We start from the raw sequence: 26,036 nt of genomic DNA, 5'->3' as shown, positions 1-26,036 counted from the left end.
AAAACTAAAAGCATAAAAATCCCGCACGATGGCGGGATTTTTTATTGCTCAAATACTATTTAGCTTACTTGCGATCTTCGACCTTTACAAAATCACGGCGCGTTTCACCAGTATATAACTGACGTGGGCGACCGATTTTGAATGGTGCACTGTGCATCTCTAACCAATGGCTGATCCAACCAGAAGTACGAGCCAATGCAAAGATTACGGTAAACATTGACGTTGGGATACCGATAGCTTTCAAGATGATACCAGAGTAAAAATCAACGTTTGGATATAGGTTGCGCTCGATGAAGAACGGGTCTTCTAGTGCAATTTTTTCTAGCGCCATTGCCAATTCAAGCTTAGGATCATTGATACCAAGTGCTTCTAATACCTCATCACAAGTCTCTTTCATTACTTGCGCACGTGGATCGAAGTTTTTGTAGACACGGTGACCAAAGCCCATTAGCTTCACTTCACGGCTTTTTACTTTTTCCATGAATTCAGGCACGTTTTCAACAGTACCGATTTCATCTAGCATCTCAAGAACGGCTTCGTTCGCGCCGCCATGTGATGGTCCCCAAAGGGCTGCGATACCAGCAGCGATACACGCATAAGGGTTAGCACCCGTAGAGCCTGCTAAACGTACCGTTGACGTAGAAGCGTTTTGCTCATGGTCAGCATGCAAGGTAAAGATTTTGTCCATTGCACGAGTGATGACATCGTTTTTCTGATAATCTACATCAGCAGGCGTTGCAAACATCATGTATAAGAAGTTTTCAGCGTAGTTAAAGTCATTACGCGGGTACATGAACGGTTCGCCCTGAGAGTATTTGTAACTCATCGCAGCAAGCGTTGGCATTTTAGCAATCAGACGAATAGCCGTGATTTCACGATGCTCTTCGTTACTGACGTCTAGGTTGTCATGATAGAAGGCTGATAAAGCACCAACGACACCAACCATAATAGCCATTGGATGCGCGTCACGACGGAAGCCTTCAAAGAACTTACGCAATTGGTCATGGACGCCTGAGTGCTTACGGATCTTTTCAAAGAAATCTGCTTTTTGCTCGGCATTAGGCAATTCGCCATGAACAAGCGCATAAGCCACTTCTAAATATTCAGCGTTGTTTGCTAATTGATCGATAGGGTAGCCGCGATGCAATAACTCGCCTTTGCCGCCATCAATGAAGGTGATTTTTGATTCGACAGGAGCGGTTGCCATGAAACCTGGATCATAGGTCCAGTAGCCAGCTTGTTGGAAAGCAGCAACTTCGATTACTGACGGTCCTAAAGTACCTTCAGTAATAGGAAGTTGGTAGTCCTTACCATCTACGGTCAATGTGGCTTGATTGTCAGCCATAATTTAATCTCCATTGTTTTAACTTGTTAGAATAAAAATATACCGACGCACAGCCTCGCGCCATTACTAGTAAAACGGTCAAAATGTTTTTAACGTATTTAATATGCAGGCTATATTAGCAGCAATTCTCTATGATTTGAAAAAACTTTTAGCAGCAAAGGCACCAACTGGTGTGGTTTCATAGTGTCTATCTACTGTAAATTTTGTATCAAAATATGTCTGCTTGGTTATTTTGCTTAAAAACTGCCCTTTTAGAGCGTTAAGGCAAACTCTATTATGCGCATAATATCTGCATCGATTTACTAAAATAGAGCAAAGCGTATTTTGGCTATCTATGCTAAAAACAGACTGCGTATGAGTAGTAGGCGAACGGAATGGGTCATCTAATCCTCTGAGCTGAGTCGTCAGGGGGGATTTAGTATTGCACAAATTCGCTTGTTTGTTAAATAAGCCTTCTTATTTCATTAGTTTAGGGATAAATTTGTAATTGTCGCCCAGTCATTTTATAATTAGCGTTACTTAACTGGCACTCGCTTTGTGCGAATTGATAAGTGGTCATGATATAGTGTCGTTTAAAGCTGACTCTATCTATATTTAGTGACGACTAGACGGTGACTGTTTAGACCAGAGCTTTACGTGATGGTCTGATAGATCTTGTTAACTGTCCTATTTTTAAGTAATGAGCCTATTTTAATTAATCCGCTTATGGTTCATATTGATGTAGAGAAGACAGTGATCTTTTTCTATGTGAAAAGTATCAGTAAAAATAGAATAGTTAATCGCTCTAACGAATAGTGCGCTTACTTGTTGGTTAGTCGATAAGCCGCTATTAAAAAGCTTATCAATTTAACGAGTCCTGCTACACCATTTACCATCCGACCATTTCTTCATATTTAGCGCAAACTAAACGAAGTCAGCTAGCTCTTCCTTACTTTATTCGTCTCGTGTGTTGCTCAATACCTAACTTGATACTATTTATATCAAGCAGTGGTTGTTAGCAGATACAGGAGTATAACCGCAAAAAGGATGCCCGCTGTGAAAAGCAACCGACCTATTGATCTGCCTTTAAGCCAAGTGATTAGCGTTAATCGCTCACCGATTGCGATCGCCTCAATCTTGCATCGTATCTCTGGCATTATTCTATTTTTATTGATTCCTGTCATGCTGTGGTTACTACAGAACTCATTGGCGTCGCCTGAGAGTTTTGAGACCGTATTTGACAACGTACTTGTGCGCTTTTTAGCATGGATATTCGTTGCGGCGATTGCTTATCACTTTGTGATGGGTATCAAGCACTTATTTGCTGATATGGGCATGAATGAAGAACTAAAATCTGGCCGCACTGCGTCTATGGTTAGTTTTGTGATTGCAGCGATTCTAATTGTCGCGTCATTTGTATGGGTGATGTTCTAATGATTAAAAATGATTCAGGAATCAAAAGTGCGACTGGTCTGACCGGTTCAGGCTCACGCGATTGGATTATCCAGCGTATTAGCGCTGTCGTTTTAGCTGTTTATAGTGTGGTATTGCTGGGCTTCTTTTTGACGCACGGCGACGTTACTTATCTTGAATGGTCATCATTCATGACCAGTCTGCCTATGCGTTTATTTAGCTTAGTGGCGGTACTTGCACTAGCTGGCCATGCTTGGGTTGGTATGTGGACCGTGTTCACTGATTATATTACCACTGGCAAACTAGGCTCAAGCGCAGCAGGTCTACGCTTAGTGCTACAGTCATTGATGATTATTGCTATTTTAGTGTTTTTATTTTGGGGCATCATGATTTTTTGGGGTACTGGTTTCGGTGTTGTTGCCGTTTAACTATAGCCAATCATAGCGTTGGATATTACTGACTTAGTCAGTCACTTATATAATAGGTGCGCTATGGTTTAGTCAGTGAGCGAACCCAATATAAAGATAGATATGCAAATTAGGTGGCTAAAGGTTGTTTGCGTCATCCACTTTGATAATTTCAAGTAGGGGCGAGACAATACAGTGTTTTGTCCAGCAATAGGATGATTTTGAGACAGCCTTTTTATTTACTTCTAAGCATTAACAGGCATTAGGAAAACCGTAATGGCAACTAGACAAGATAATACCATTAGTAATATTAAGACCCTCAACTACGATGCAGTTATCGTTGGTGGTGGTGGCTCAGGTATGCGTGCTTCACTACACTTGGCAGAAGCGGGCATGAAGGTTGCAGTCCTGACCAAAGTATTCCCAACGCGTTCGCACACGGTTGCTGCTCAAGGCGGTATCGGTGCAAGTTTGGGTAACATGAGCAATGATAACTGGCACTTTCACTTTTATGACACCGTTAAAGGGTCAGATTGGTTAGGTGATCAAGACGCTATCGAGTACATGTGCCGTGAAGCGCCAAAAGTCGTCTATGAGCTTGAGCACATGGGCATGCCGTTTGACCGTAACGAAGATGGCACGATTTATCAGCGTCCGTTTGGTGGTCATACGTCAAACTATGGCGAAAAAGCGGTACAACGTGCTTGCGCCGCTGCTGACCGTACAGGTCACGCACTATTGCACACGCTATATCAAAAAAACCTAGAGCAAGGTACTGAGTTCTTTATCGAGTGGATCGCTCTTGACTTGATCAAAGACGAAGCCGGTAACATCAACGGCGTCATCGCGCTTGAGCAAGAGACTGGTACTGTAGCTGTATTCCAGTCACCGATTACTGTCCTAGCGACAGGTGGTGCAGGCCGTATCTTTGCCGCATCTACCAACGCTTATATCAATACTGGTGACGGTATTGGCATGGCAGTCCGTGCAGGTATTCCATTACAAGACATGGAATTCTGGCAGTTCCACCCAACAGGCGTTCATGGTGCAGGCGTGCTATTGACCGAAGGTTGTCGTGGTGAAGGCGCTATCTTACGTAATAAAGATGGCGAAGCATTCATGGAGCGTTATGCGCCAACTGTGAAAGACTTGGCACCACGTGATCTAGTATCACGTTCTATGGATCAAGAAATCAAAGAAGGCCGTGGTTGTGGCCCTAATGCGGATCATATCGTTATGGATATGACGCATCTAGGTGTTGAAACCATCATGAAGCGTTTGCCATCGGTATTTGAGATTGGTAAAAACTTTGCCAACGTTGATATCACCAAAGAGCCGATTCCAGTTATCCCAACCATTCATTATATGATGGGCGGTATTCCAACCACGATTCATGGTCAAGTCATCACGCCTGATCTAGAAGCGGGTACGGATGAAGAAGGTCTATACACGAAAGGCACTGTCGTTAAAGGTCTTTACGCTATCGGTGAATGTGCTTGTGTCAGTGTTCACGGTGCCAACCGTCTAGGTACAAACTCACTACTTGATCTATTGGTATTTGGCCGTGCTGCTGGTAAGCATATCGTTGATGAATTCCATCATGCCGATCACAACTATAAACCACTTGATCCACGCGTCCTTGATTTTACAGTGAAGCGTTTAGACAAACTGCAACAATCGACCGAAGGCTATAACGCTCAAGACGTTGCGGACGAAATTCGTTCGACCATGCAGACACATGCCAGTGTATTCCGTACGCAAGCGATGATGGACGAAGGCGTTGAGAAAATTTTAGCGCTAGGCGACAAAATCGACCAGATTCATTTGGCTGATAAATCACAAGTCTTTAACACGGCCCGTATCGAAGCTTTCGAAGTGGCTAATCTATATGAAGTGGCTAAAGCAACAATGATATCAGCAGCGATGCGTCATGAAAGTCGCGGTGCACACAGTGTGTCTGACTACGATCGTCCAGAAGATGATGACTATGCACCAAACGGTCGTAACGATCATGACTGGATGAAGCATACCTTGTGGTATTCTGAAGGCAATAAAATCGTTTATAAGCCAGTACGCAAAGTGCCATTGACCGTTGATTATATCGAGCCAAAAGTTCGCGTCTATTAATTTTTGACTGCGCCGCTGGTCTATATGAACAGCGTTACCGTTTTATCCCTTATTAATTTATTAAAAAGGTGACCGCCAGCTACATGCTCATGCCAGCGCTGTGATAAAGATACTCTATCTAGCGCTGATATGTTGCAACCTTTGTACGCCCGCCATCACCTACGTGTGGAGTTTAGCATTATGAGCCGAGGTACTCGCACCATCGAAATCTACCGCTACGATCCTGATCTGGACGCAGCGCCACGTATGCAAACCTATACAGTTGAGTTGTTAGACTCAGATCGTATGTTGCTTGACGTGTTATTACGCCTGAAAAAGGAAGATGAAACCATCACCTTCCGTCGCTCTTGCCGTGAAGGCATTTGTGGCTCTGATGGCATGAACATCAATGGCAAAAATGGTCTAGCCTGTCTTATCAACATGAACACGCTACCCGAAAAAATTACTGTTCGTCCGTTGCCGGGTTTACCTGTTGTTCGTGATTTGGTCGTCGATATGAACCAATTCTACGAGCAGTACGAAAAAGTACACCCGTATTTAATCAACGATCAGCCAGCACCGCCAACAGAGCGTTTGCAGTCACCTGAGCAACGCGAAAAGCTAAACGGTCTGTACGAATGTATTCTATGTGCGTGCTGCTCAACCAGCTGCCCATCGTTCTGGTGGAACCCTGATAAATTCTTAGGTCCATCTGCACTATTACATGCTTATCGCTTCGTCGCTGATAGCCGTGATGGTGATACACAAGCACGTTTGGCACGTTTGGATGATCCGTTCAGCCTGTTCCGTTGTCGCGGTATCATGAACTGCGTTTCAGTGTGTCCAAAAGGTTTGAACCCTACCAAAGCAATCGGTCATCTACGTAACATGCTGATAGACCAAGCAGGTTAAACGAGTTAATCGCTGCCTAGTTTATGTACATATCATAATGAAACACCGTCTCAGTATTAGGCGGTGTTTTTTATTAGCTAGATTTGCATATGGGTAGGAGATAGAAGAGGTATTTCTGTTTACTATTTGGAGAGGCGCATTTGGCTAAAACGCGTTAAATCGCTGGTCAAAAGTAAGCCAGTATTAACAATACGTTGGTGGTATGTAAGAAGTCCTGTTATGTAAACGAACTGTCTATATAATTAGCAGTAGAAATGCACGGAGTAAGAGGTTTATAATAGATATTCATTATGTAAATACCTACTATTGAGCAAACAAACTATGTCGTGCAAGGCATGCATGCTAAGCTATACAGCAATGTATGTTTGCCAAAAATGACAATAAATATCCTTCATAAGAAGACATTTCAGCGAAAACAGCCAATTTATAGGCTAGCTGAACGATAGGGTATTTGCAAAAGGTATTATCATTAATAAATTGGTTATAGCTGATAGCAGTATATATAAATTAATGTTGTGAAACGAGTCAGACAAGAAAACTGGACGTTCACAAATAATTTTATCAGATGGCTATTGTTTGAGCTGAGTATTGTAGTAGCGCCATCATTATTACTTGACATATTTTTTATCTATAATGATGAACGCTACTTATTACAGTAAGAACAACGATGCCTTATATTAGTTGTCAGAATATTAGTCATCAGAAATTATTAATCATCAGCAATAGCAAATCTTATTACTGTTTAAGCTCAAAAGTCAAAATATCAAATGTACAACGAACGACACAATAATAAGCACGATTCCATTCATTTATCTATCAAATAGACGATTATTATGAATAGTATAACTAAAGAAGCCGCAGACGTAGAACATACTGAACTGGCCGCTGATAATGCCAACTATATCGAAGTGCTTTATGAGCAATACCTGACTGACCCTACTAGTGTTGATACGGATTGGCAAGCGTATTTCGAACAATACAAATCGCCAAACGATGCTCAGCATAATGCTATTAAAGACCAGTTTTTGTTACTTGCTCGCAATCAAACGGCGAACAAGGGCACTCCTGCAACCACAACGACCAGCAATGCAGCTGACTGTGCCGACCCTAAGCAAATGGGCGTACAGCAGCTGATTTCTGCTTATCGTCGCCGTGGTCACCGCCGCGCAAAACTCGATCCATTAGATCTGCACCCACGCGCTGAAGTGGAAGATTTGACGCTTGAGTATCACAATCTTTCAGAAGCCGATCTAGACACCATATATCCCACCAATGATTTGAATATTGGTAAGGATGAAGCACCGTTACGTGAAATTATTGAAATCATGGAACGTGTTTATAGCCGTTATATCGGTATCGAATATATGCATGTTACCACCAGTACAGAAAAGCGCTGGATGGAAAAATATCTCGAAAGCAATCTGGGTTACATTGAGTTTGATAAAGACAAACGACTCTCTATCCTTGAGCGCTTAACCGCTGCCGAAGGCTTAGAGAAATATTTGGCGCGTAAATATACGGGTGTCAAGCGTTTCGGTCTAGAGGGTGGCGAGAGCTTTATCCCTGCTATCAATGAAATCATCCAACGTGCTGGCGGTTATGGCACCAAAGAGATGGTTATCGGTATGGCGCATCGTGGGCGCTTGAACTTATTGGTGAATATCTTAGGTAAAAAACCTGCTGATTTGTTCGACGAGTTCGATGGTAAAGTTCAGCCAGAAAAAGGCTCAGGCGACGTTAAGTATCACAATGGTTTTTCATCTAATGTGATGACGCCAGGTGGCGAAGCGCATTTGGCTTTGGCTTTTAACCCGTCGCACCTTGAAATCGTTGCGCCAGTATTGCAAGGGTCAGTACGTGCCCGTCAGGTTCGTCGTAATGACCAACCTCTTTTAGACAATAAAGGCGGTAACTCAGTCTTGCCAATCGTCATCCATGGTGATGCTGCTTTTGCTGGTCAAGGCGTGGTTCAAGAAACGTTCCAAATGTCACAAACTCGTGCTTATACCACTGGTGGTACGGTACATATTGTGATCAATAACCAAGTTGGTTTTACGACCAGTCGTCAAGAAGATGTTCGTTCAACTGAATACTGTACTGACGTGGCAAAAATGGTACATGCACCTATTTTACACGTGAATGGTGATGATCCTGAATCGGTCGTGTTTGCTGCACAATTGGCATTAGACTATCGTCATCAATTTGATAAAGATATCATCATTGATCTTTTCTGCTATCGTCGTAACGGTCACAACGAAGCAGATGAACCTTCTGCCACTCAGCCTTTGATGTATGCCGTTATTAAGAAACTGCCGACGACTCGTACTATTTATGCACAGAAGCTTATCGCAGATGGTATCTTGAATGCTGAACAAGAAAAGCAATACGAAGATGAGTACCGTGAGTCTTTAGACCGTGGTGACTATGTTGCCAATTCACTGGTTCAAGAACCTAACGAGCAGCTATTTGTAGACTGGAAACCTTACCTAGGACATGATTTGGTTGATGACTGGGATACCAGTGTCGATATCGACATCCTAAAAGGTTACGGACGTCGTATGGCTGAAATGCCAGAAGGCTATAAGCTTCAGCGCCAAGTTCAAAAAGTCGTTGATCAGCGTTTGGCTATGCAAACTGGCGAAGAGCCTCTTAACTGGGGTGCTGCTGAGACATTGGCATACGCATCTTTAGTTGATAACGATAAAGTATTGGTTCGTATTACTGGTGAAGATGTGGGTCGCGGTACTTTCGCTCACCGTCACAGTGAAATTTACAATATCGATGATGGCAGTATGTATGTGCCACTGGCTCATATGAGTGAAACACAAGCGCGTTTTGCCACCTATAACTCATTGTTGTCAGAAGAAGCAGTATTGGCCTTTGAGTATGGTTATGCAACGACCGTACCAAACGCATTGATCGTTTGGGAAGCGCAGTTTGGTGACTTCGTCAACGGTGCGCAAGTCGTCATCGATCAGTTCATCTCGAGTGGCGAAACCAAATGGCAGCGTGTATGCGGTCTGACTATGTTGTTACCACATGGTTTCGAAGGTCAAGGCCCTGAGCATTCATCGGCGCGTCTTGAGCGCTTCTTACAGTTATGTGCTGAAGACAATATGCAGGTCATTACGCCAACGACGCCTGCGCAAATTTATCATGCCCTACGTCGTCAAGCAGTGCGTCCGATTCGTAAGCCATTGATCGTCATGTCACCAAAAAGCCTATTGCGTCATAAGTTGGCTACGTCAAATCTCGAAGAGCTGGCCAATGGTAAATTTGAGACTGTATTGCCAGAGATGGATGAGCACAACGCAGACAACGTGACTCGGATGGTGCTATGTGGTGGTAAGGTTTATTATGACTTGCTAGAACAACGCCGCGCGCTCGGTCTTGACCATGTCGCCATCATCCGTATCGAACAACTTTATCCATTGCCAGAAGAACGGTTGATTGCTGAAATTGAAAAATACAGCAACCTAAAAGAAATCGTTTGGACGCAAGAAGAACCGCTTAATCAGGGCGCTTGGTATTACTTGGCACCGAGTATGTTCCGTATTGTGGTACCGCATCCAACCAAGGCAAAAGTCATGGAGCCAGTAGCACGTCCTCCTAGTGCTGCCCCTGCGACAGGTTCTGCGAAATTACACGTACAACAGCAACAAGCATTAATCGCTGGCGGTCTTGGTATTAGTGTGGACGAATTGTCTAAGTAGCAGGTTGTCAAAGTAACAGACTAGATAAGACAAATGAATCAGGCGATGACAGTCAGTATGGTGTAAATAGTTTAAATCGGTACTGACTGCCTATCACGACTTAATAATAAATAGCAATATCCAAATCTAAGGAGTATATCGATGGCTGAGATCAAAGCCCCCGTTTTTCCAGAATCGGTTGCCGATGGCACAATCGTTGAATGGCATGTCACTGAAGGCCAACAAGTAAACCGTGATGACCTATTGGCCGAAATTGAAACTGACAAAGTTGTATTAGAAGTTGTGGCACCTGATGATGGTGTGGTAACCAAAATCGTTAAGCAAGTTGATGATACCGTATTGTCTGATGAGTTAATTGCAGAGTTTGAAGCGGGCGCAAGTGGCGCTGGTGCAGACGACAGTAACGATAGCGATGCTCCTTCCGTAAATCCAGATCAGCCAGCTGCTCCAGTACAAGCGAAGCAAGCGGCAGATGGCGGCGAGCCAGTACAAGTAACAGATAAGAAAGAAGAAGCTGATCATAAAGATCAAAGCCCAGCAGTCCGTAAAGCGGCAAAAGAGAGCGGCGTTGATCCTAAAGACGTCGAAGGTAGTGGTCGTGGTGGTCGTGTAACCAAGACTGATATGGCAAGCCCGACATTAAAAGCAGACAGCTCTATCAAGTCTGATAGCGGTCGCCCAGTGGCTGAATCAGCTGGTGAGCGCACCGAAAAACGTGTGCCAATGACACGCCTTCGTAAGCGTGTTGCTGAGCGTTTATTATCAGCGACGCAAGAAACTGCGATGCTAACGACGTTCAACGAAGTTAACATGAAACCGTTAATGGACATGCGTACCAAATATAAAGATCAGTTTGAAAAGCGTCATGGCGTTCGTCTAGGCTTTATGTCGTTATTCGTCAAAGCAGCGACTGAAGCGCTAAAACGTTTCCCAGCAGTGAATGCATCACTGGATGGCGACGACATTGTTTATCATGGTTTTTATGATATCGGTGTAGCTGTATCATCAGACCGTGGTCTAGTTGTTCCTGTATTACGTGATACCGATCGCATGAGCATGGCAGATGTCGAAAGCCGTATCCGTGAACTTGGTGGCTTGGCTCAAAAAGGCAAGCTTGGTCTAGATGACATGACTGGTGGTACTTTCACTATCTCAAACGGTGGCGTATTCGGTTCACTCATGTCAACGCCTATTTTGAACCCGCCACAAACCGCTATCTTGGGTATGCATGCCATCAATGACCGCCCTATGGCAGTTAATGGTGAAGTTAAAATCTTGCCAATGATGTATCTTGCACTATCTTACGACCATCGTATGATCGATGGTAAAGAAGCGGTACAGTTCTTAGTTACTCTCAAAGAGTTGGTCGAAGATCCAACCATGCTCCTCTTAGACCTATAAGCTTCTAAGCTTGTATTGGCAACCGCTGATACAAGCTTTTTAACTTTGGTAGCGTGGTATAAATAGTTTTTTAATGATGCTACCGTTTCGAGTAGCAACGTCAGCAGCTATATTTTATTAGCGTTTTTTGGTAAATAAATGTGTGGCGTTGATATAGTGTATTAACTAGCAGCGAGAAACATCGTTTATCTCTTAATAAAATAAACAATAGCATAAATGATAAATAAAATAGAAATAGGAACGTACTATGAAAGACAGTTATGATTTAGTCGTTATCGGCGGCGGTCCTGGTGGTTACGAAGCAGCTATCCGTGCAGGACAGCTTGGTATGAGCGTTGCTTGTATCGAAAAACGTGTTTATAAAGGTGAGCCAGCACTTGGCGGTACTTGCTTAAACGTTGGTTGTATCCCATCAAAAGCACTGCTTGATAGCTCGCATCGTTATGAAGCGACCAAGCATGATCTTGATGAGCATGGTATCAGCACCGGCGATGTCGCTATTGATATCGAAAAAATGATAGAACGCAAAGAAGGCATCGTTAAGCAATTAACTGGCGGTGTTGCGGCATTATTGAAAGGTAATGGCGTTGACTGGCTACAAGGCTGGGGCACGTTAGTTGATGGCAAAGGCGCTGACAAACAAGTTAAATTTGTCGCTTTAGAAGACGAAGCGGAAAGCACTATTACCGCTAAGAACGTGATTCTGGCGGCAGGTTCAGTGCCTATCGACATCCCAGTTGCCAAAACTGACGGCGATCGTATCGTTGATTCTACTGGCGCGCTGGATTTCACCTCAGTCCCTAAACGTTTAGGCGTTATTGGTGCTGGTGTTATTGGTCTTGAGCTTGGTTCAGTATGGCGTCGTCTAGGTAGCGAGGTTGTGGTTTATGAAGCGCTTCCTAGTTTCTTAGCAGCTGCTGACAAAGACATCTCGAAAGAAGCTGGCAAAATGCTGAAGAAGCAAGGCCTTGATATCCGTGTCGATACCAAAGTAACCAATGCTGAAGTTAAAGATGATCAAGTGGTTGTCACCAGCGAAAACAAAGGTGAGTCATCTGAAGAAAGCTTTGACAAACTAATCGTTTGTGTTGGTCGCCGTGCTTATTCTGAAAAACTACTTGGCGATGACAGTGGCATTCAATTGACCGAACGTGGTCTTATCGATGTCAATGATCAGTGCAAAACCAATCTTGATGGCGTTTATGCCATTGGCGATTTAGTCCGTGGTCCTATGCTTGCGCACAAAGCGATGGAAGAGGGCATGATGGCTGTGGAACGTATTCATGGCGAAAAAGCTCAAGTTAACTATGACACCATCATCAATGTCATTTATACTCACCCAGAAATTGCATGGGTAGGCTTAACTGAGCAAGAAGCTGAAGCAGCTGGCTACGAAGTTAAAACAGGCTCGTTCAATCTAGCAGCTAACGGCCGTGCATTGGCTCAAAGCGAAGCAGAAGGCTCTATCAAAGTAGTGGCTGATGCTAAGACAGATCGCTTGTTAGGTATGCATGCTATCGCTGCTGGTGCTGGTGATATCGTCCATCAAGGTATGATTGCGATGGAATTTGTCTCTAGTATCGAAGACTTGCAGCTGATGACGTTTGCGCATCCAACGATGTCAGAAGCGGTGCACGAAGCGGCACTATCTGCAGATGGCCGTGCTATCCACGCTATCCAGCGCAAAAAACGCAAGAAATAAGCAGTTGCTCGTTTAATTATTATCGATTTACAACCTGATTGTGGTATCGCTATTTTGGCGATAGCCACGATCATGAGTGCGTCAGACGTATGATTAATATATGCATGGGCGCACTTGATTTCACTTTTTATTAATTGTAAAAAATAAAGGATACAATCAATGAATTTACATGAGTATCAAGCAAAAGAGCTATTAAAAAGCTACGGTTTGCCGATTCAAGAAGGCATCATCGCCTATAGTGGCGACGAAGCTGCTGCTGCTTTTGATAAAACGCCAACTGACATTGCGGTTATCAAAGCGCAAGTACATGCTGGTGGTCGCGGTAAAGCGGGCGGCGTAAAGCTGGTTAAAACTCGTGAAGAAGCTAAGCAAGTAACTGAAGAGCTTATCGGTACCAATTTGGTTACTTTCCAAACTGACGCTGATGGTCAACCAGTTAACTTCGTATTGGTTGCAGAAGATATGTATCCAGTACAAACTGAGCTATATCTTGGCGCAGTGGTTGATCGTGCGACTCGTCGTGTGACTTTCATGGCATCAACCGAAGGTGGTGTTGATATCGAAGAAGTAGCAAACGAGACGCCAGAAAAAATCTTTAAAGTACATGTTGATCCTTTAGTTGGTCTAATGCCTTTCCAAGCGCGCGATGTTGCGTTCAAACTGGGTCTAGAAGGCAAGCAAATCAACCAGTTCGTTAAATTGATGACTGGTGCTTATAAAGCATTTGTTGAAAACGACTTTGCGCTCATGGAAATTAACCCATTAGCGGTTCGTGAAAATGGCGAAATCGTTTGTGTTGATGGCAAAATCGGTATCGATTCAAATGCACTATATCGTCTGCCTAAAATTGCAGCACTACAAGACAAAACTCAAGAAAACGAGCGTGAGCTTAAAGCTGCTGAGTTTGACCTAAACTATGTTGCTCTAGAAGGTAATATCGGTTGTATGGTTAACGGTGCTGGTCTTGCAATGGCGACCATGGATATCATCAAATTGTATGGCGGCAAGCCTGCTAACTTCTTGGACGTTGGCGGCGGCGCAACTAAAGATCGCGTTGTTGAAGCGTTCAAGATCATTCTTGAAGACAGCAGCGTTGAAGGTGTTCTAATCAACATCTTCGGTGGTATCGTACGTTGTGACATGATTGCAGAAGCCATTATCGCTGCTGTCAAAGAAGTCGATGTACAAGTACCTGTGGTTGTACGTCTAGAAGGTAATAATGCTGAAAAAGGCTTACAAATTCTAGAAGAGTCTGGTCTTAAATTGACTACAGCTCAAGGCCTAGCAGATGCCGCTCAAAAAATTGTCGATGCTGTTAAAGCTTAAGTCTTTAATGATTGGTGTTTAGAAATAAATACTACAGCATAGTAGTCAACGCGTGATAGTGGCTTTTAGATAAAAATTGACCATTAACATTGAATAAAATGGTACTAAGAGTCGCTATTACAAGACAACCGAATACAAGGAATAAATAATGAGTGTATTAATCGATAAAGATACCAAAGTATTGGTACAAGGTTTCACTGGTAAAAATGGTACGTTCCACTCTGAGCAAGCGATCGAATACGGTACTAAAGTCGTCGGCGGCGTAACGCCGGGTAAAGGCGGTCAAACGCATCTAGGCCTACCAGTATTTAATACAATGGCAGAAGCCATGGAAGCGACTCAAGCTGACGCTTCTGTTATCTATGTACCTGCACCATTCGTACTAGATTCTATCGTTGAAGCAATCGATGCTGGCGTTAAATTGATCGTTGTGATCACTGAAGGCGTACCGACTATCGATATGCTAAAAGCCAAACGCTATCTTGAAGAAGCGGGCGACGTACGTTTAGTTGGTCCTAACTGCCCAGGTGTTATCACTCCAGGTCAGTGCAAAATCGGTATCATGCCAGGCCATATCCATCAGCCAGGTAAAGTGGGCATCATCTCACGCTCTGGTACGCTAACGTATGAAGCCGTAGCTCAGACAACTAAGCTTGGTTTTGGTCAGTCAACTTGTATCGGTATCGGTGGTGATCCTATCCCTGGTATGAACCAGATTGACGCATTGAAATTGTTCGAAGCTGATCCACAAACTGAAGCTATCATCCTAATCGGTGAGATCGGTGGTACTGCTGAAGAAGAAGCAGCTGCTTATATCAAAGATCATGTGACTAAGCCAGTTGTTGGCTATATCGCTGGTGTTACCGCTCCAGAAGGCAAGCGTATGGGTCATGCTGGCGCTATTATCTCTGGTGGTCAAGGTACTGCTGAAGAAAAATTCAAAGCGTTTGAAGATGCTGGTATCGCGTATACACGTGACCCATCTAAGCTTGGCGAAAAGCTAAAAGAAGTTACTGGTTGGTAATTCAGAATTAATTCTGTAATGTGACTACTAAAACCATATTGAAATGTTAAGAAGACACCCCTACAATGGGGTGTTTTTTATATAGTTATATTAGAGAGTTTAACATGGAAAAATTTATATCTTATATTAATGAAAACAATAAGACTGAACTAGCATCAGAATTAGAAATATATTCATATCAAGTCTTATCGGAAATTGCATATATATTAAGAAAAGTAAATGGTATTAACACTGATTTTGAAATCCAAGGAGCGAGTAGTTTAAATATACTAATATTGAAAAAATACTTAGAAGATAGAAATAAAAAAAGTATGGATGGTTATAAAGTCTTATTGACTAATTCTACGAGCTCACTTACCGAGTATAGGAGATATGATTTAATACTATTATGTAATATAGAAAAGGAAAGTAAGTATGTAAAGAATGAATATAGAAAATTTCATTCCTTACATACTAACATGAATTATCTTCTTAACAAAAAAAACCGGAAAAATTATAATTTTATTAACGATTACTTCGATCGTTTAAATAACACATATTTACCAGTAAATAGTGATCTTTTAAATGATTACTATTTACTTTTCTTAGAAAAAGAAATTTTTTCTGATAAAAAAGAAGCTTATGAAAAAGAAAATATCATATTGAAAGATGAAATAAAGACTGCTATAGAAGAAAATAAAGAAAAATCAAAAGAAAATAATTTGTTAACACAAAAAAATAATAGTATAAGGCAACAACTATCTTATAGAGTAGGCAGCGTACTAGTTTCTTCCGTAAAAAGTAAAGAAAAATTAAGAAATTTACCAATTGATATGCTATCTGAGATTAATGAATTTTATAATGGTAAAAGTGTCCAGCCTAAAGCATTACGTATAAGCAAAAAAATAACTTCAAAGCTAGTAAAATTTAGAAATATTAAAAAGTTAGAAGATATAAGAAAATCAAATATAATTATAGATCATGTAAAGTCAAAATTTAATATAGAAAAAAAAATAGGGTCTGAATTAAAAGATGATTCATTAAAAGATTTTGTAGATAATTATGAAAATATTAGGATGAGTTATTTCATTAGTTCTGATCTTAAAGGACTTTATGATATAACTTATAATATTATAAAAGATAATCTAGATAGTTTTTTAGTTTTCGAGCCTATTTTGAAAGAAGTACTGCAAATTCTCTTCTATTATGAAGATGCTTCAAGTATAAAGGTCGAGAAAAAATTAGTTCGCGATTTTCTGGAATACTATCTCATAAATGACAAACTAAGTAAGGTTTCAAAGTTTTTTGTAGAATTTTCTTCTACTCTAGGCTGGAAAGATTTTAAAGGAATCATAGAAACAAACAAAGTGAATTTTTCTGATATATATAAAACTCAATCTTTTCTAGAAGCTGTTATTTCAAAGCCACAAGCTATCGTTATTTTCTTAGATGATGATTTCTACAATTGGGCAGTAAGTCAAGATGAAACCTATGAGCTTGTTTTAGTTAAATTTATTTATACAATTATTAAGAATAAATTACTAGAAGAAAGTGTTTTATTAGGATTTTTTAATATTAATAAAATAAGATATAAGAAAAGATTTTTGGATGTAATGCAAAGGTATACTTATATAATTAAACGTTCCATTGGAAACGACCAAATAATTTGTGATCTAATAGAGAAAATAGACTGTTACGAAGATTTAGTGTATGTGTCTCTATTAATATCATGTCACTCTAACATTATAACTATAGAAAATTTTGTCAGTAAGGTATATGAATTAAATAAAAAAATATCATTAGACCAGTATCAATTGGCTTATTTCTTATCACAGACTGGCAATAACAATAAGTTGACAGATATAGTTAACGATAGTTTTGAACGAAGTGAGATATCACCTATTAGCCATATAGGAAATAATTCTATTGAAAATATATATAATAGTATTTTAAAGGTAGATATAGATAAAAATGTAAGCCTTAGTTTACCCATGGGTTTAATTAATGTCATTACTAGCACTTTTAATCCCGATATCTCTTTATTAAGTTTATCAATAGATTCTATATTGCAACAATCACATAGTACATTATTGCTAACTATAGTGGATGATTGTTCAGATAATGGTAACGATATAAAGCAGCTTATTGATGAGAAAAATGATAAACGAATTAACTATTTAAGAATGCCTGAAAATGGAGGAGTATATAAATGTCGTAATTTAGCTATAGGCAGTATTAAAAGTGATTTCGTTGCTTTTCAAGATGATGATGATGTATCACACCCACAACGTCTTGAATACCAGTTGAACCATTTAAGAGATAATGATATAGAGATATCTATGGTTACTAATTTGCGTATAGATATTGATGGGCATGTTCAAATTGATAATCACGACTCAATACTTTCTAATGGCCCTGTTACGATGCTTTTCTCCAAAGCTTTGATAAGTAAGGTTGGTTTATTCAAAGAGTTTCGATCAAGAGGGGATGTTGAATTTAAAAATAGATGTGTAAGACTGTTAGGTCCAAGCTCTTTAGAAGTAGATTCTAAAATATTATACTATTCTTTAGGCTCACATAACTCTCTATCTTCTACTTTTGAACACGGAAAAAATAACTCAAATTTAAAATTGATTAGATCGTTAATACATTATGATCAGACTAAGAGAAATGATAACTTAGAAATACAAAGGAACTCTGATAGTAAGATAACTGTATGCATGTCATCTTTTCCCGCGAGAAAAGAGAAGATGCTTCTTACGATTGATTCGGTCATTGAAAGCGTTGACAAGCTTTACTTGTATTTAAACAATTATAAAGAAATACCAGTAGAACTAAACAAGTATAATAATTTAGAGGTAATACTCGGTGAAAATGCCGAAGGAGATCTTCGAGATAATGGCAAAATATATCCATTTTCTGTTCAAGATATAAAGGGTTATTGCTTTTTAATAGATGATGATATTATCTATCCTGCTTCTTACTTTAATGAGTATATAAGGAAAATTGAAAAATACAATCGAAAGGTAGTCGTGGGTGTTCATGGAGTAATTTTTACTAAACCTTTTCAAAGCTACTTCAAGAACCGTAAAGTGTATCATTTTAAAAATGAAAACTTAACAGACGTTATTGTTCATCAATTAGGTACTGGAGCGCTAGCCTTCCATACTGATACATTAACTCCGACCTTGAGTAAGTATATGGAAACGGGCATGGCCGATGTATTTTTTGCTATAGAGGCTAAGCAGTTAGAAATCCCATTGATTTGTATTGCACACCCTGCTGGATGGTTAAAACCTCTAGATATTGAAATCGAGGATACAAGTAATTTATACGATGAATTTAAAAATGATCATTCAAAGCAAACTATGTTTATTAAAAATGCTGGAGAATTTAGAGAATTAAATATTTTTGATCTTTAAATCTTTGGATATCTGAAACCATCGATATAATAAATGAATGAAAACATAGTAGTAATTTGTATTTTATTGCCTAACAATCTATTTCAGTAGAAATGAATTGTTATCTTCAATTGTTGTTGCATCTATATTGTTAACTGGACAATATTTTAAATAAACTTTTGCTATGTTGGATTTAGTTATGAGTAGTTTTAGTGAAGGGAAGTTTTCGACTAACCAAAATTTTGGTAAAGATATCAGAGAAATAGTCAATATAGAAGATATACCTATTTATTTCGATAAACCTCTCTGGTTTAGAGTTGAACAAGATGATATTTGCTTAGATATTTTTCTATATTTAAGAAAATCTAGCAAGTTATATGTTTTGGGGCAAGATGCTCTATTAGAAGGGCGAAACGAGCTTCCTTATTTCTACAGATCTAAATGGTTTACAGATTTAGACGATGGTTCATTCATAACATTTAATGATCCTACTTTGTACTTAGATAGAAGTTTACTGGGAGGCTGGTGGCAATTAAGTGGTAGTATTGAACTTGCCAAAAGATTTGTACATAACTTATCGAAAAAAATATATGTGGAAGAAAGAAATATAGTTTGTTAAGGTGCGTCAGCTGGAGGATATTTTGTACTGGCTCTTGCTGGACTTATGAAAGAGAGTAAAATAGTCGCAGATATTGCTCAAGTCGACTTGCCTTCATCACCTTATAAACATAATGTTCCTATACTAAAAAAGGCTGGGATAGAAAATTTTAGAGATATTTTCTATTATTGGTCTAGAAAAGAACCACCTCAGAACGTATTTTTTTTAATGAATGAAAAAGATACATCTCATATTACATCGCAGTTATATTATTTTTTAGAAAAAATAAATATTATATATACTTTAGAAGGAAATATGATTCGTAATTTAAATATTATTAAATATCGAAATGATGATCTTAATCTCCGAGGTCATAGTCCTTGGCAAAAAGACAGCTTAATATACTTTCTAAAATCAGTATAATTAGAACTACATATGATAGCTTAAGTTACTGCGATATTTCTTGATGCGAATTTAGACATTTAATATGACTATACAATTATATTAAATGTCTTACATCAGAGAATCCATATTTATTAAATCCAGATTTTTGGGCTGTAGTCAAAGAATTTACCCTATATAATCCAACAGCAAGAGGTTTCCTAATATAAATAATAGAATCGCTACTGTAAATCGACTTTATAAGCTCAAATAGCTTTTTATCTGATTCAATCCTTTTTGATGAATCGAATCTTCCTAGTTTGTCTAGAACAGAGCGTGACACCATCATTGAGGAAAGATTAAGACGTAACAATGGATAGTTTTGTCTACAGATTGGTAAGCCAGATGATTGATCAACTCTAAAAAAGTGTGAGAAACTAGCAATAGCAGTAGATGTATTTAGGAGCTCTTTAAGTTGTAACTCTAAACGCTCAGGATGTGACCAATCATCTGAGTCTTGAAATGTTACAAAATATCCAGTTGATTGCTCTATGCCAATATTTCTAGCATGGTATGTGCCATTGTTTTCTGAAAGTTTAATAACTTTGATCGTCAAATACTTTTTGAGGATATCTACAGTATTATCAGTACTAGCGTCATCTACTACAATAATTTCAATGTTATTAATTGACTGATTCAATAAAGAGTCTATACAGTTTTCTATAAAAGCTGCAGAATTATAGGTAGTGACTATAATACTGACTTTCTGAGCATTATTATTTTTTTTTACTTTTTTGCGATTATTACCAATAGTAAGTTTATTGCTTTTAACTAAATTTATAGGCTGTAGCGCATACTGACGGTAAAACCTGTAAACGAGTAGTTTTGCCCATAACGCTTTATGTCGCATGAGAGCGATTTTTATGGCGACTAGTGTATCAGCTTGGTTATAAGAGCGTAGAGAAGGAATATCTCCTAAAGCTATTCTTAAAGTATCTTTAAATGGTCTAGGGACATCATCTCTTTGCTTACTTAGTTCTAGAGTTAATTCAGGGTAGACATAACCTATTCTATATAGAAATTGAAGTGCATCTTTTCTTTCCAAGCTAGCAATATAGTCAGTCTGTAGAAGGCTCTCAACTAGAGAGTCCGCGCTGGCATATTGCTGAGCCTGAACATGGTGATCAAATTCTTTTAGAAGTGTACTCATAAACTATAAACGCCAATCTGGGTTCACTAATGCACCTTTAACATCGATGATTACTTTCGGTTTGGTACAAAAACTATTTATCTTGTCGTCTTCACCGATAAACTCTGAATGATTAACTGCTACAATAACAGCGTCAAAACTATTCTCTTGAATGTCGTTATAATCGACATAATCAACATCTAGGCTACTCCAGTCTTCTTCAGTAACCCAAGGATCGGAATAAGTCATTCTTACCCCATATTTCTCAAGTTCAATGCCAATATCCGTTACCTTAGTATTTCTTACGTCAGGGCAGTTTTCTTTAAAAGTAACCCCTAAAAGTAAAATACGGGCATCTTTGATGTTTTTGCCATACGAGATAAGCTTCTTGATGGTTTGTTCAGCAACAAACTTACTCATAGAATTATTGATTGCACGAGAAGTCAAAATTAAGTTAGGATTTAATCCTAAAGATGATGCTTTGTGCGCTAAATAGTAAGGATCTACACCAATACAATGCCCACCTACTAAGCCAGGCATAAGTTTGATAAAGTTCCATTTAGTTGCAGCTGCTTCTATGACTTCATGAGTATCAATGCCAACCTCGTTGAAGATAAGAGCCAACTCATTTATCAAAGCAATGTTGACATCACGTTGAGTGTTTTCAATAACCTTGGATGCTTCAGCGACCTTGATAGACGAAGCTTTGAATGTACCAGCAGTAATGACTGAGCTATATAGCTCATCTACTATATCTGTATAGTAAGAGTTTGAACCTGAAGTGACCTTCAATATATTCTCTACTGTGCGCAGTTTATCACCGGGATTGATACGCTCTGGAGAATAACCTACGCCAAAGTCGTCATTCAACAGTAAACCAGATTTCTCTAATTCAGGAATACAAACCTCTTCTGTAGCGCCTGGATAGACCGTTGATTCATAAATAATAATATCATCTGACTTAATGATTTTACTTAACATTTCTGAAGCGTTAATTAATGGTGTTAAGTCAGGTAAGTTGTTATCATCAATCGGTGTAGGAACAGTAATAATGAAGACATTTGCTGCTGCTAATTCATTTGTATCAGAAGTAAAAGTAAGACGAGAAGTGTTTTTGAGGTATTCGCTGGTCACTTCTCTAGTTTTATCAATATTATTGGATAACTCGTTAATACGTTTTTTATTTATATCAAAGCCTATAACATCATATTGTTTTGCAAATGCACAAGCTAGTGGGAGACCTACGTAACCTAACCCTATGATGGCAATTTTTTTGGAATTCATTGAATGACCTTTTGGTATGAATTAATTAGATAAGAGTGTTTGGCTATTTTAGTGGTAATTAAGATTGTAGGCATAATAGCAGATATAAAATAGCTGAGAAAGTAACGGTGTGTTTGATTTTATATCATCAGTGCATAATTCTTTATAAAAAGGTCGCCCTAATACGGTGACCTTTTTGCCTCTAAGTAATGCCTCAAATCCACCCAGTGACGTAATCGTATATACGTGATCGACTGTCTCTAAGGCATCAACTAAATGAATAGACTGGGTAAGGATAAGGCAATTTAACTCAGTGAGGGCACTAACGGTAGACGGATCATCTAGTGTCATTGGATGTGGTTTTACGATAACTTGGGCATTAGGATTTTCTGCAATAGCTCGATTAACCACGTCGAGTAGCGTAATACCAATACCGCCACCGTACTTCAATGAATCATCATGTGGCACTTGGCCTAATACCAAAATGCGTTTTTTATTCTTAACGCCATATATTGGTGCTATATCGACATAAGGCTGATGATTGTATTTACTCACGCGATGTGAGACATAGTAATCCAGCATTTCCTGTGCCAATGTCTCATCATAACCGTCTTGATCAAAATCAAAATTAGCGATTAAATCTGTCAGATCGTTTGGGCGAGTGGTATCGAAGTAGGGCGCTTGACTATCCATTACAATAGACAGCGGTGGCGTGTCACTTGCATCCTCAGGGCCAGAACGAATAAAACCATCTTCTAAGAAGAAAATGTCTAACTCTTGCTCGCGTATATAGTCAATAAAATAATCAGGCGCTTTATAACCCCAGATATAGATGACAGGGTTAACGTACTTGATAAAGGGCTTTAACCACATAGCGAAGTAGCGCTTATCAAAATGCCGTTGTATTTGAATATGCGACGATTCCAATACCCAGTCACCGACCAAATCTTGCCATGGCAGCATACCAATGACTAACGCTAAACGCTGTTTTGGCTGACGATTATGTTTATAATAGCCTGATAATAGCGGTCGGATGTAAGCATTAAATTTCATAATATGATGGTTGGCTTAGATTGATAGTGGAAGAGCAGATAGGCATGATTGGGGCATTTACGTTGGCAATGCCTTGTCGTTCCCAGTATAGTTGCATTTACAAGTAAAAACGAATACCTAGTTCGAAAAATAATAGCCTTAAAAAATAATGGGTCGATATTATGAAAAACAAGATATTAGTCACTGGCGGTGCTGGCAGAGCATGAATCCGAATGGATATAATATCACTTAGACTTTATAAAACATCTTTTCTTTTAATCCTCTTTTAATACAGTTTAAAAATTATGAAAAAAATTACCCACGCTGTTATTCCGGTTGCAGGCTTTGGTACCCGTATGTTGCCATTGTCTAAATCTGTGCCAAAAGAGCTGTTGCCACTAGGCAATCGTCCCGCTATTCATTATGTCGTCGAAGAGGCGATTGCTGCTGGTATTAAGCATATTGTCTTGGTTGGTCATGCACAAAAAAGTGCGATCGAGAATTACTTCGATACCAATGCTGAGCTGGACAGTCAGCTTAGAGCGAAAGGTAAAGACGCGCTGGCGGATAGCTTAAACTGGTTACCAGAAGATGTGACAGTCTCTATGATACGCCAAGGCAAGGCATTAGGTTTGGGTCATGCAGTACTGGCAGCTCGACCAATCATCGGTGAGCATGATTTTGCCGTATTATTGCCCGACGTTGTGCTTGATCCGTTTACGGGCGATATGACTAATGATAATTTAGCTTTTATGATTGATGCTTTTGCCAACGATGCACACTCACAGATATTGGTCGATAATGTTGCCGATGAAGATGTGCATAAATATGGTATTGCTAAGCTGAGCGACGCTATTGAGATTGATGAGCAATCAGATACTAATACTAGCTTTAAAGTCGCAGGGTTTGTAGAAAAGCCTAACTTAGCCGACGCACCTTCTAAATTAGCAGTCGTAGGTCGTTATGTCTTTAGTAATAAGATTTTTGACTATTTGGCTAACACTAAAGCCTCAGTCGGTGGTGAGATTCAGCTGACGGATGCCATTGATGCATTGATTAGCGAATATGGCGTCAATGTCACGACCATGCGAGGTGACAGCTATGATGCAGGCGATATGCGCTCGTATATGCAGGCGTTTATCTACTTTTCCGAGCAGCAATTAGCAGAAGATGAATAGCTGATGGTTGATATCAAAGACAATATATCCTATCACAGTGCTCGCTGTTCTGAATATTGGCAACAACTACAGATGCTTGCTAAGCAGCCGTGGTCGCTTGCACAGCTGTTTGCGCAAGATGATAGTCGTGCTGAGCGCTTTAGTATGCAAGCTGGTGCGCTATATATGGACTATAGCAAGCAATGTATCGATGAGCAGGTGCTGGTAAGTTTATTACAGCTAGCAGATAGTTGTGAATTGTCCACACGGATTGATGCACTCATGCAAGGCGCGATGGTGAATACCAGTGAAGAGCGAGCAGCCTTGCATACGGCGCTACGTTTGCCCGAGACGGCAGAGCTGAAAATTGGTGATCAAAATGTCGTTGCTGACGTCCATCATAGTCTTTCACAAGTAGCGCGCTTATCTGAACGTGTCCGCAACGGTACATGGCGTGGATTTTCGGGTCAAGCCATCACTGATGTCGTTAATATTGGCGTCGGTGGCTCTGATCTTGGACCGCTGATGGCGACTACCGCGCTGGATGAGTGGGCCGATACCGAGATTGAAGTACATTTCGTCTCCAACATGGACGGTACTCAGCTTGATAATCTGCTCAAGCATCTTAATCCTGAGACCACCTTGTTTATTATTTCGTCCAAATCCTTTGGCACGGTTGATACGTTATCCAATGCTAAGACGGCATTATCATGGCTGCTTACCACTGCCAAGCTGCGCGCTGGTACGGAAGACAGTGTGTTACGTCGTCACTTTATTGGCATATCGGCCAATAGTGAAAAAATGAGTGCGTGGGGTATTCATCCAGAGCATCAGCTACAGCTTTGGGAATGGGTCGGCGGTCGATTCTCTTTATGGTCAGCGATTGGACTGGCCATTGCCATTCGTATTGGTATGTCTGGTTTTAAAGCATTATTAGCTGGTGCGCATAGTATGGATGAGCACTTTGCGCAAGCTGATTTTTCAGAGAACCTGCCAGTATTATTAGGGCTGCTTGCCGTTTGGAACAGTACCTTTTTACAGGTGAATGCCCATACCGTACTGCCGTATGATGGTCGGCTTAGCTATTTGCCGAGTTATCTAACCCAGCTTGAGATGGAGAGTAACGGCAAGTCCGTCACCCAACATGGCGATCATATTGACTATGATACTTGCCCGATTCTATGGGGTGAAATTGGCTCCAATGCTCAGCATGCTTTTTATCAGCTGCTACATCAAGGGACGCAGCAGGTGTCTTGTGACTTTATTGCTTGTGTGCGTCGTTATAGTGGTCAGATGAAAAATGCGCCATTACAGCAGCAGCATGAGCTGTCCTTGGCCAATTGCTTGGCGCAAAGTCGGGTGCTGGCCTTTGGTAATGCTGCGCTCCAAGAGTCTGAGGTGCAAGTAGCGTCTGCTGCGGCAAAATATAAATACTACCGTGGCAATCAGCCTTCAACCACGCTACTGATCGACGAGCTAACGCCGCATAGTTTAGGTGCGCTGGTTGCGCTTTATGAACACAAGGTCTATGTGATGGCCAGTATCTGGGATATTAACCCGTTTGATCAATGGGGCGTTGAGATGGGCAAGCAGATGGCAGAATCTGTACATCAAGCCATGCAACAAGAAGTAAGCGGTCAATTTGATACCTCTACTGATCAACTGTTAAAGCATATCAAGCGTTGGTCTTAACGTTACTCGCATGCTG

Annotated in this window: 18 protein-coding genes; 14 read left to right on the top strand and 4 right to left on the bottom strand. The window is 40.2% G+C overall.

Annotation, left to right across the window (positions count from 1 at the left end):
- Nucleotides 1–64: 64 nt before the first annotated feature.
- Nucleotides 65–1,345, bottom strand: a complete 1,281-nt coding sequence (gltA, locus tag IE130_RS06620) for a citrate synthase (RefSeq protein WP_189583541.1) — start codon at nt 1,343–1,345, stop codon at nt 65–67.
- A gap of 1,026 nt (nt 1,346–2,371) precedes the next feature.
- Here gltA and sdhC point away from each other — a divergent pair.
- From sdhC to IE130_RS06560, 12 genes are all read left to right on the top strand, one after another.
- Nucleotides 2,372–2,758: a succinate dehydrogenase, cytochrome b556 subunit gene (sdhC, locus tag IE130_RS06615; protein ID WP_010200793.1), complete on the top strand. Its 387-nt coding sequence runs from the start codon at nt 2,372–2,374 to the stop codon at nt 2,756–2,758.
- Between the two features lie 20 nt (nt 2,759–2,778).
- Nucleotides 2,779–3,165 (top strand): succinate dehydrogenase, hydrophobic membrane anchor protein, encoded by a 387-nt coding sequence (gene sdhD / locus IE130_RS06610; protein WP_227500963.1) that lies wholly within the window; start codon nt 2,779–2,781, stop codon nt 3,163–3,165.
- A gap of 255 nt (nt 3,166–3,420) precedes the next feature.
- Nucleotides 3,421–5,271: a succinate dehydrogenase flavoprotein subunit gene (sdhA, locus tag IE130_RS06605; RefSeq protein WP_189583538.1), complete on the top strand. Its 1,851-nt coding sequence runs from the start codon at nt 3,421–3,423 to the stop codon at nt 5,269–5,271.
- A 180-nt stretch (nt 5,272–5,451) separates the two neighbouring features.
- Entirely contained in the window at nt 5,452–6,162 is a 711-nt protein-coding gene (locus IE130_RS06600) for a succinate dehydrogenase iron-sulfur subunit (RefSeq protein WP_010200796.1), read from the top strand.
- Between the two features lie 833 nt (nt 6,163–6,995).
- Nucleotides 6,996–9,875 carry a 2-oxoglutarate dehydrogenase E1 component gene (locus IE130_RS06595; RefSeq protein WP_189583504.1) on the top strand — a complete coding sequence of 960 codons (2,880 nt, stop codon included), beginning with the start codon at nt 6,996–6,998 and terminating at the stop codon, nt 9,873–9,875.
- 141 nt (nt 9,876–10,016) lie between these two features.
- Nucleotides 10,017–11,276 carry a 2-oxoglutarate dehydrogenase complex dihydrolipoyllysine-residue succinyltransferase gene (odhB, locus tag IE130_RS06590; protein WP_189583501.1) on the top strand — a complete coding sequence of 420 codons (1,260 nt, stop codon included), beginning with the start codon at nt 10,017–10,019 and terminating at the stop codon, nt 11,274–11,276.
- A 247-nt stretch (nt 11,277–11,523) separates the two neighbouring features.
- Nucleotides 11,524–12,978, top strand: coding sequence for a dihydrolipoyl dehydrogenase (lpdA, locus tag IE130_RS06585; RefSeq protein WP_189583498.1), 1,455 nt, complete (start codon nt 11,524–11,526; stop codon nt 12,976–12,978).
- Nucleotides 12,979–13,137: 159 nt separating this feature from the next.
- Nucleotides 13,138–14,304: an ADP-forming succinate--CoA ligase subunit beta gene (gene sucC, locus IE130_RS06580; RefSeq protein WP_110922030.1), complete on the top strand. Its 1,167-nt coding sequence runs from the start codon at nt 13,138–13,140 to the stop codon at nt 14,302–14,304.
- A 148-nt stretch (nt 14,305–14,452) separates the two neighbouring features.
- Nucleotides 14,453–15,328 carry a succinate--CoA ligase subunit alpha gene (gene sucD, locus IE130_RS06575; RefSeq protein ID WP_110922029.1) on the top strand — a complete coding sequence of 292 codons (876 nt, stop codon included), beginning with the start codon at nt 14,453–14,455 and terminating at the stop codon, nt 15,326–15,328.
- 104 nt (nt 15,329–15,432) lie between these two features.
- Nucleotides 15,433–18,729 carry a glycosyltransferase gene (locus IE130_RS06570; protein ID WP_189583495.1) on the top strand — a complete coding sequence of 1,099 codons (3,297 nt, stop codon included), beginning with the start codon at nt 15,433–15,435 and terminating at the stop codon, nt 18,727–18,729.
- A gap of 178 nt (nt 18,730–18,907) precedes the next feature.
- On the top strand, nt 18,908–19,327 hold the full coding sequence (locus IE130_RS06565) for a hypothetical protein (protein ID WP_189583492.1): 420 nt from the start codon (nt 18,908–18,910) through the stop codon (nt 19,325–19,327).
- Nucleotides 19,328–19,372: 45 nt separating this feature from the next.
- Complete coding sequence (locus tag IE130_RS06560) at nt 19,373–19,729, top strand: hypothetical protein (RefSeq protein WP_189583489.1); 357 nt, start codon at nt 19,373–19,375, stop codon at nt 19,727–19,729.
- 76 nt (nt 19,730–19,805) lie between these two features.
- Here IE130_RS06560 and IE130_RS06555 read toward each other — a convergent pair whose 3' ends face one another.
- The 3 genes from IE130_RS06555 to IE130_RS06545 are packed head-to-tail and all read right to left on the bottom strand — an operon-like array spanning nt 19,806 to nt 23,192.
- A complete protein-coding gene (locus tag IE130_RS06555; protein ID WP_189583486.1) occupies nt 19,806–20,897 on the bottom strand; it encodes a glycosyltransferase family 2 protein in 1,092 nt (363 codons plus the stop codon).
- A 3-nt stretch (nt 20,898–20,900) separates the two neighbouring features.
- Nucleotides 20,901–22,160 (bottom strand): nucleotide sugar dehydrogenase, encoded by a 1,260-nt coding sequence (locus tag IE130_RS06550; RefSeq protein WP_189583483.1) that lies wholly within the window; start codon nt 22,158–22,160, stop codon nt 20,901–20,903.
- A gap of 48 nt (nt 22,161–22,208) precedes the next feature.
- A complete protein-coding gene (locus IE130_RS06545) occupies nt 22,209–23,192 on the bottom strand; it encodes a capsular polysaccharide export protein, LipB/KpsS family (RefSeq protein WP_189583468.1) in 984 nt (327 codons plus the stop codon).
- A 284-nt stretch (nt 23,193–23,476) separates the two neighbouring features.
- Here IE130_RS06545 and IE130_RS06540 point away from each other — a divergent pair, with 284 nt between their 5' ends.
- Both IE130_RS06540 and pgi read left to right on the top strand, forming a co-directional pair.
- Nucleotides 23,477–24,349 (top strand): UTP--glucose-1-phosphate uridylyltransferase, encoded by an 873-nt coding sequence (locus tag IE130_RS06540; RefSeq protein WP_189583465.1) that lies wholly within the window; start codon nt 23,477–23,479, stop codon nt 24,347–24,349.
- Between the two features lie 3 nt (nt 24,350–24,352).
- Nucleotides 24,353–26,020 carry a glucose-6-phosphate isomerase gene (pgi, locus tag IE130_RS06535; protein ID WP_189583462.1) on the top strand — a complete coding sequence of 556 codons (1,668 nt, stop codon included), beginning with the start codon at nt 24,353–24,355 and terminating at the stop codon, nt 26,018–26,020.
- Nucleotides 26,021–26,036: the final 16 nt, after the last annotated feature.

The sequence above is a fragment of the Psychrobacter glaciei genome (genome assembly GCF_014652895.1).
In the GTDB taxonomy this organism is placed as follows: Bacteria; Pseudomonadota; Gammaproteobacteria; order Pseudomonadales; family Moraxellaceae; genus Psychrobacter; species Psychrobacter glaciei.
The sequence above is the reverse complement of the archived record's forward strand: the minus strand, read 5'-3'. Positions and strand labels throughout refer to the sequence as shown.

What these genes read in the sequence shown, in the direction of transcription:
- odhB (WP_189583501.1), top strand. Translation starts at nt 10,017, where the DNA reads ATGGCTGAGATCAAAGCCCCCGTTTTTCCAGAATCGGTTGCCGATGGC.
- IE130_RS06555 (WP_189583486.1), bottom strand. Translation starts at nt 20,897, where the DNA reads ATGAGTACACTTCTAAAAGAATTTGATCACCATGTTCAGGCTCAGCAA.
- IE130_RS06540 (WP_189583465.1), top strand. Translation starts at nt 23,477, where the DNA reads ATGAAAAAAATTACCCACGCTGTTATTCCGGTTGCAGGCTTTGGTACC.
- sucC (WP_110922030.1), top strand. Translation starts at nt 13,138, where the DNA reads ATGAATTTACATGAGTATCAAGCAAAAGAGCTATTAAAAAGCTACGGT.
- pgi (WP_189583462.1), top strand. Translation starts at nt 24,353, where the DNA reads ATGGTTGATATCAAAGACAATATATCCTATCACAGTGCTCGCTGTTCT.
- gltA (WP_189583541.1), bottom strand. Translation starts at nt 1,345, where the DNA reads ATGGCTGACAATCAAGCCACATTGACCGTAGATGGTAAGGACTACCAA.
- IE130_RS06565 (WP_189583492.1), top strand. Translation starts at nt 18,908, where the DNA reads ATGAGTAGTTTTAGTGAAGGGAAGTTTTCGACTAACCAAAATTTTGGT.
- sdhC (WP_010200793.1), top strand. Translation starts at nt 2,372, where the DNA reads ATGCCCGCTGTGAAAAGCAACCGACCTATTGATCTGCCTTTAAGCCAA.
- IE130_RS06600 (WP_010200796.1), top strand. Translation starts at nt 5,452, where the DNA reads ATGAGCCGAGGTACTCGCACCATCGAAATCTACCGCTACGATCCTGAT.
- sucD (WP_110922029.1), top strand. Translation starts at nt 14,453, where the DNA reads ATGAGTGTATTAATCGATAAAGATACCAAAGTATTGGTACAAGGTTTC.
- IE130_RS06595 (WP_189583504.1), top strand. Translation starts at nt 6,996, where the DNA reads ATGAATAGTATAACTAAAGAAGCCGCAGACGTAGAACATACTGAACTG.
- IE130_RS06550 (WP_189583483.1), bottom strand. Translation starts at nt 22,160, where the DNA reads ATGAATTCCAAAAAAATTGCCATCATAGGGTTAGGTTACGTAGGTCTC.
- IE130_RS06570 (WP_189583495.1), top strand. Translation starts at nt 15,433, where the DNA reads ATGGAAAAATTTATATCTTATATTAATGAAAACAATAAGACTGAACTA.
- IE130_RS06545 (WP_189583468.1), bottom strand. Translation starts at nt 23,192, where the DNA reads ATGAAATTTAATGCTTACATCCGACCGCTATTATCAGGCTATTATAAA.
- IE130_RS06560 (WP_189583489.1), top strand. Translation starts at nt 19,373, where the DNA reads ATGAAAGAGAGTAAAATAGTCGCAGATATTGCTCAAGTCGACTTGCCT.
- lpdA (WP_189583498.1), top strand. Translation starts at nt 11,524, where the DNA reads ATGAAAGACAGTTATGATTTAGTCGTTATCGGCGGCGGTCCTGGTGGT.
- sdhA (WP_189583538.1), top strand. Translation starts at nt 3,421, where the DNA reads ATGGCAACTAGACAAGATAATACCATTAGTAATATTAAGACCCTCAAC.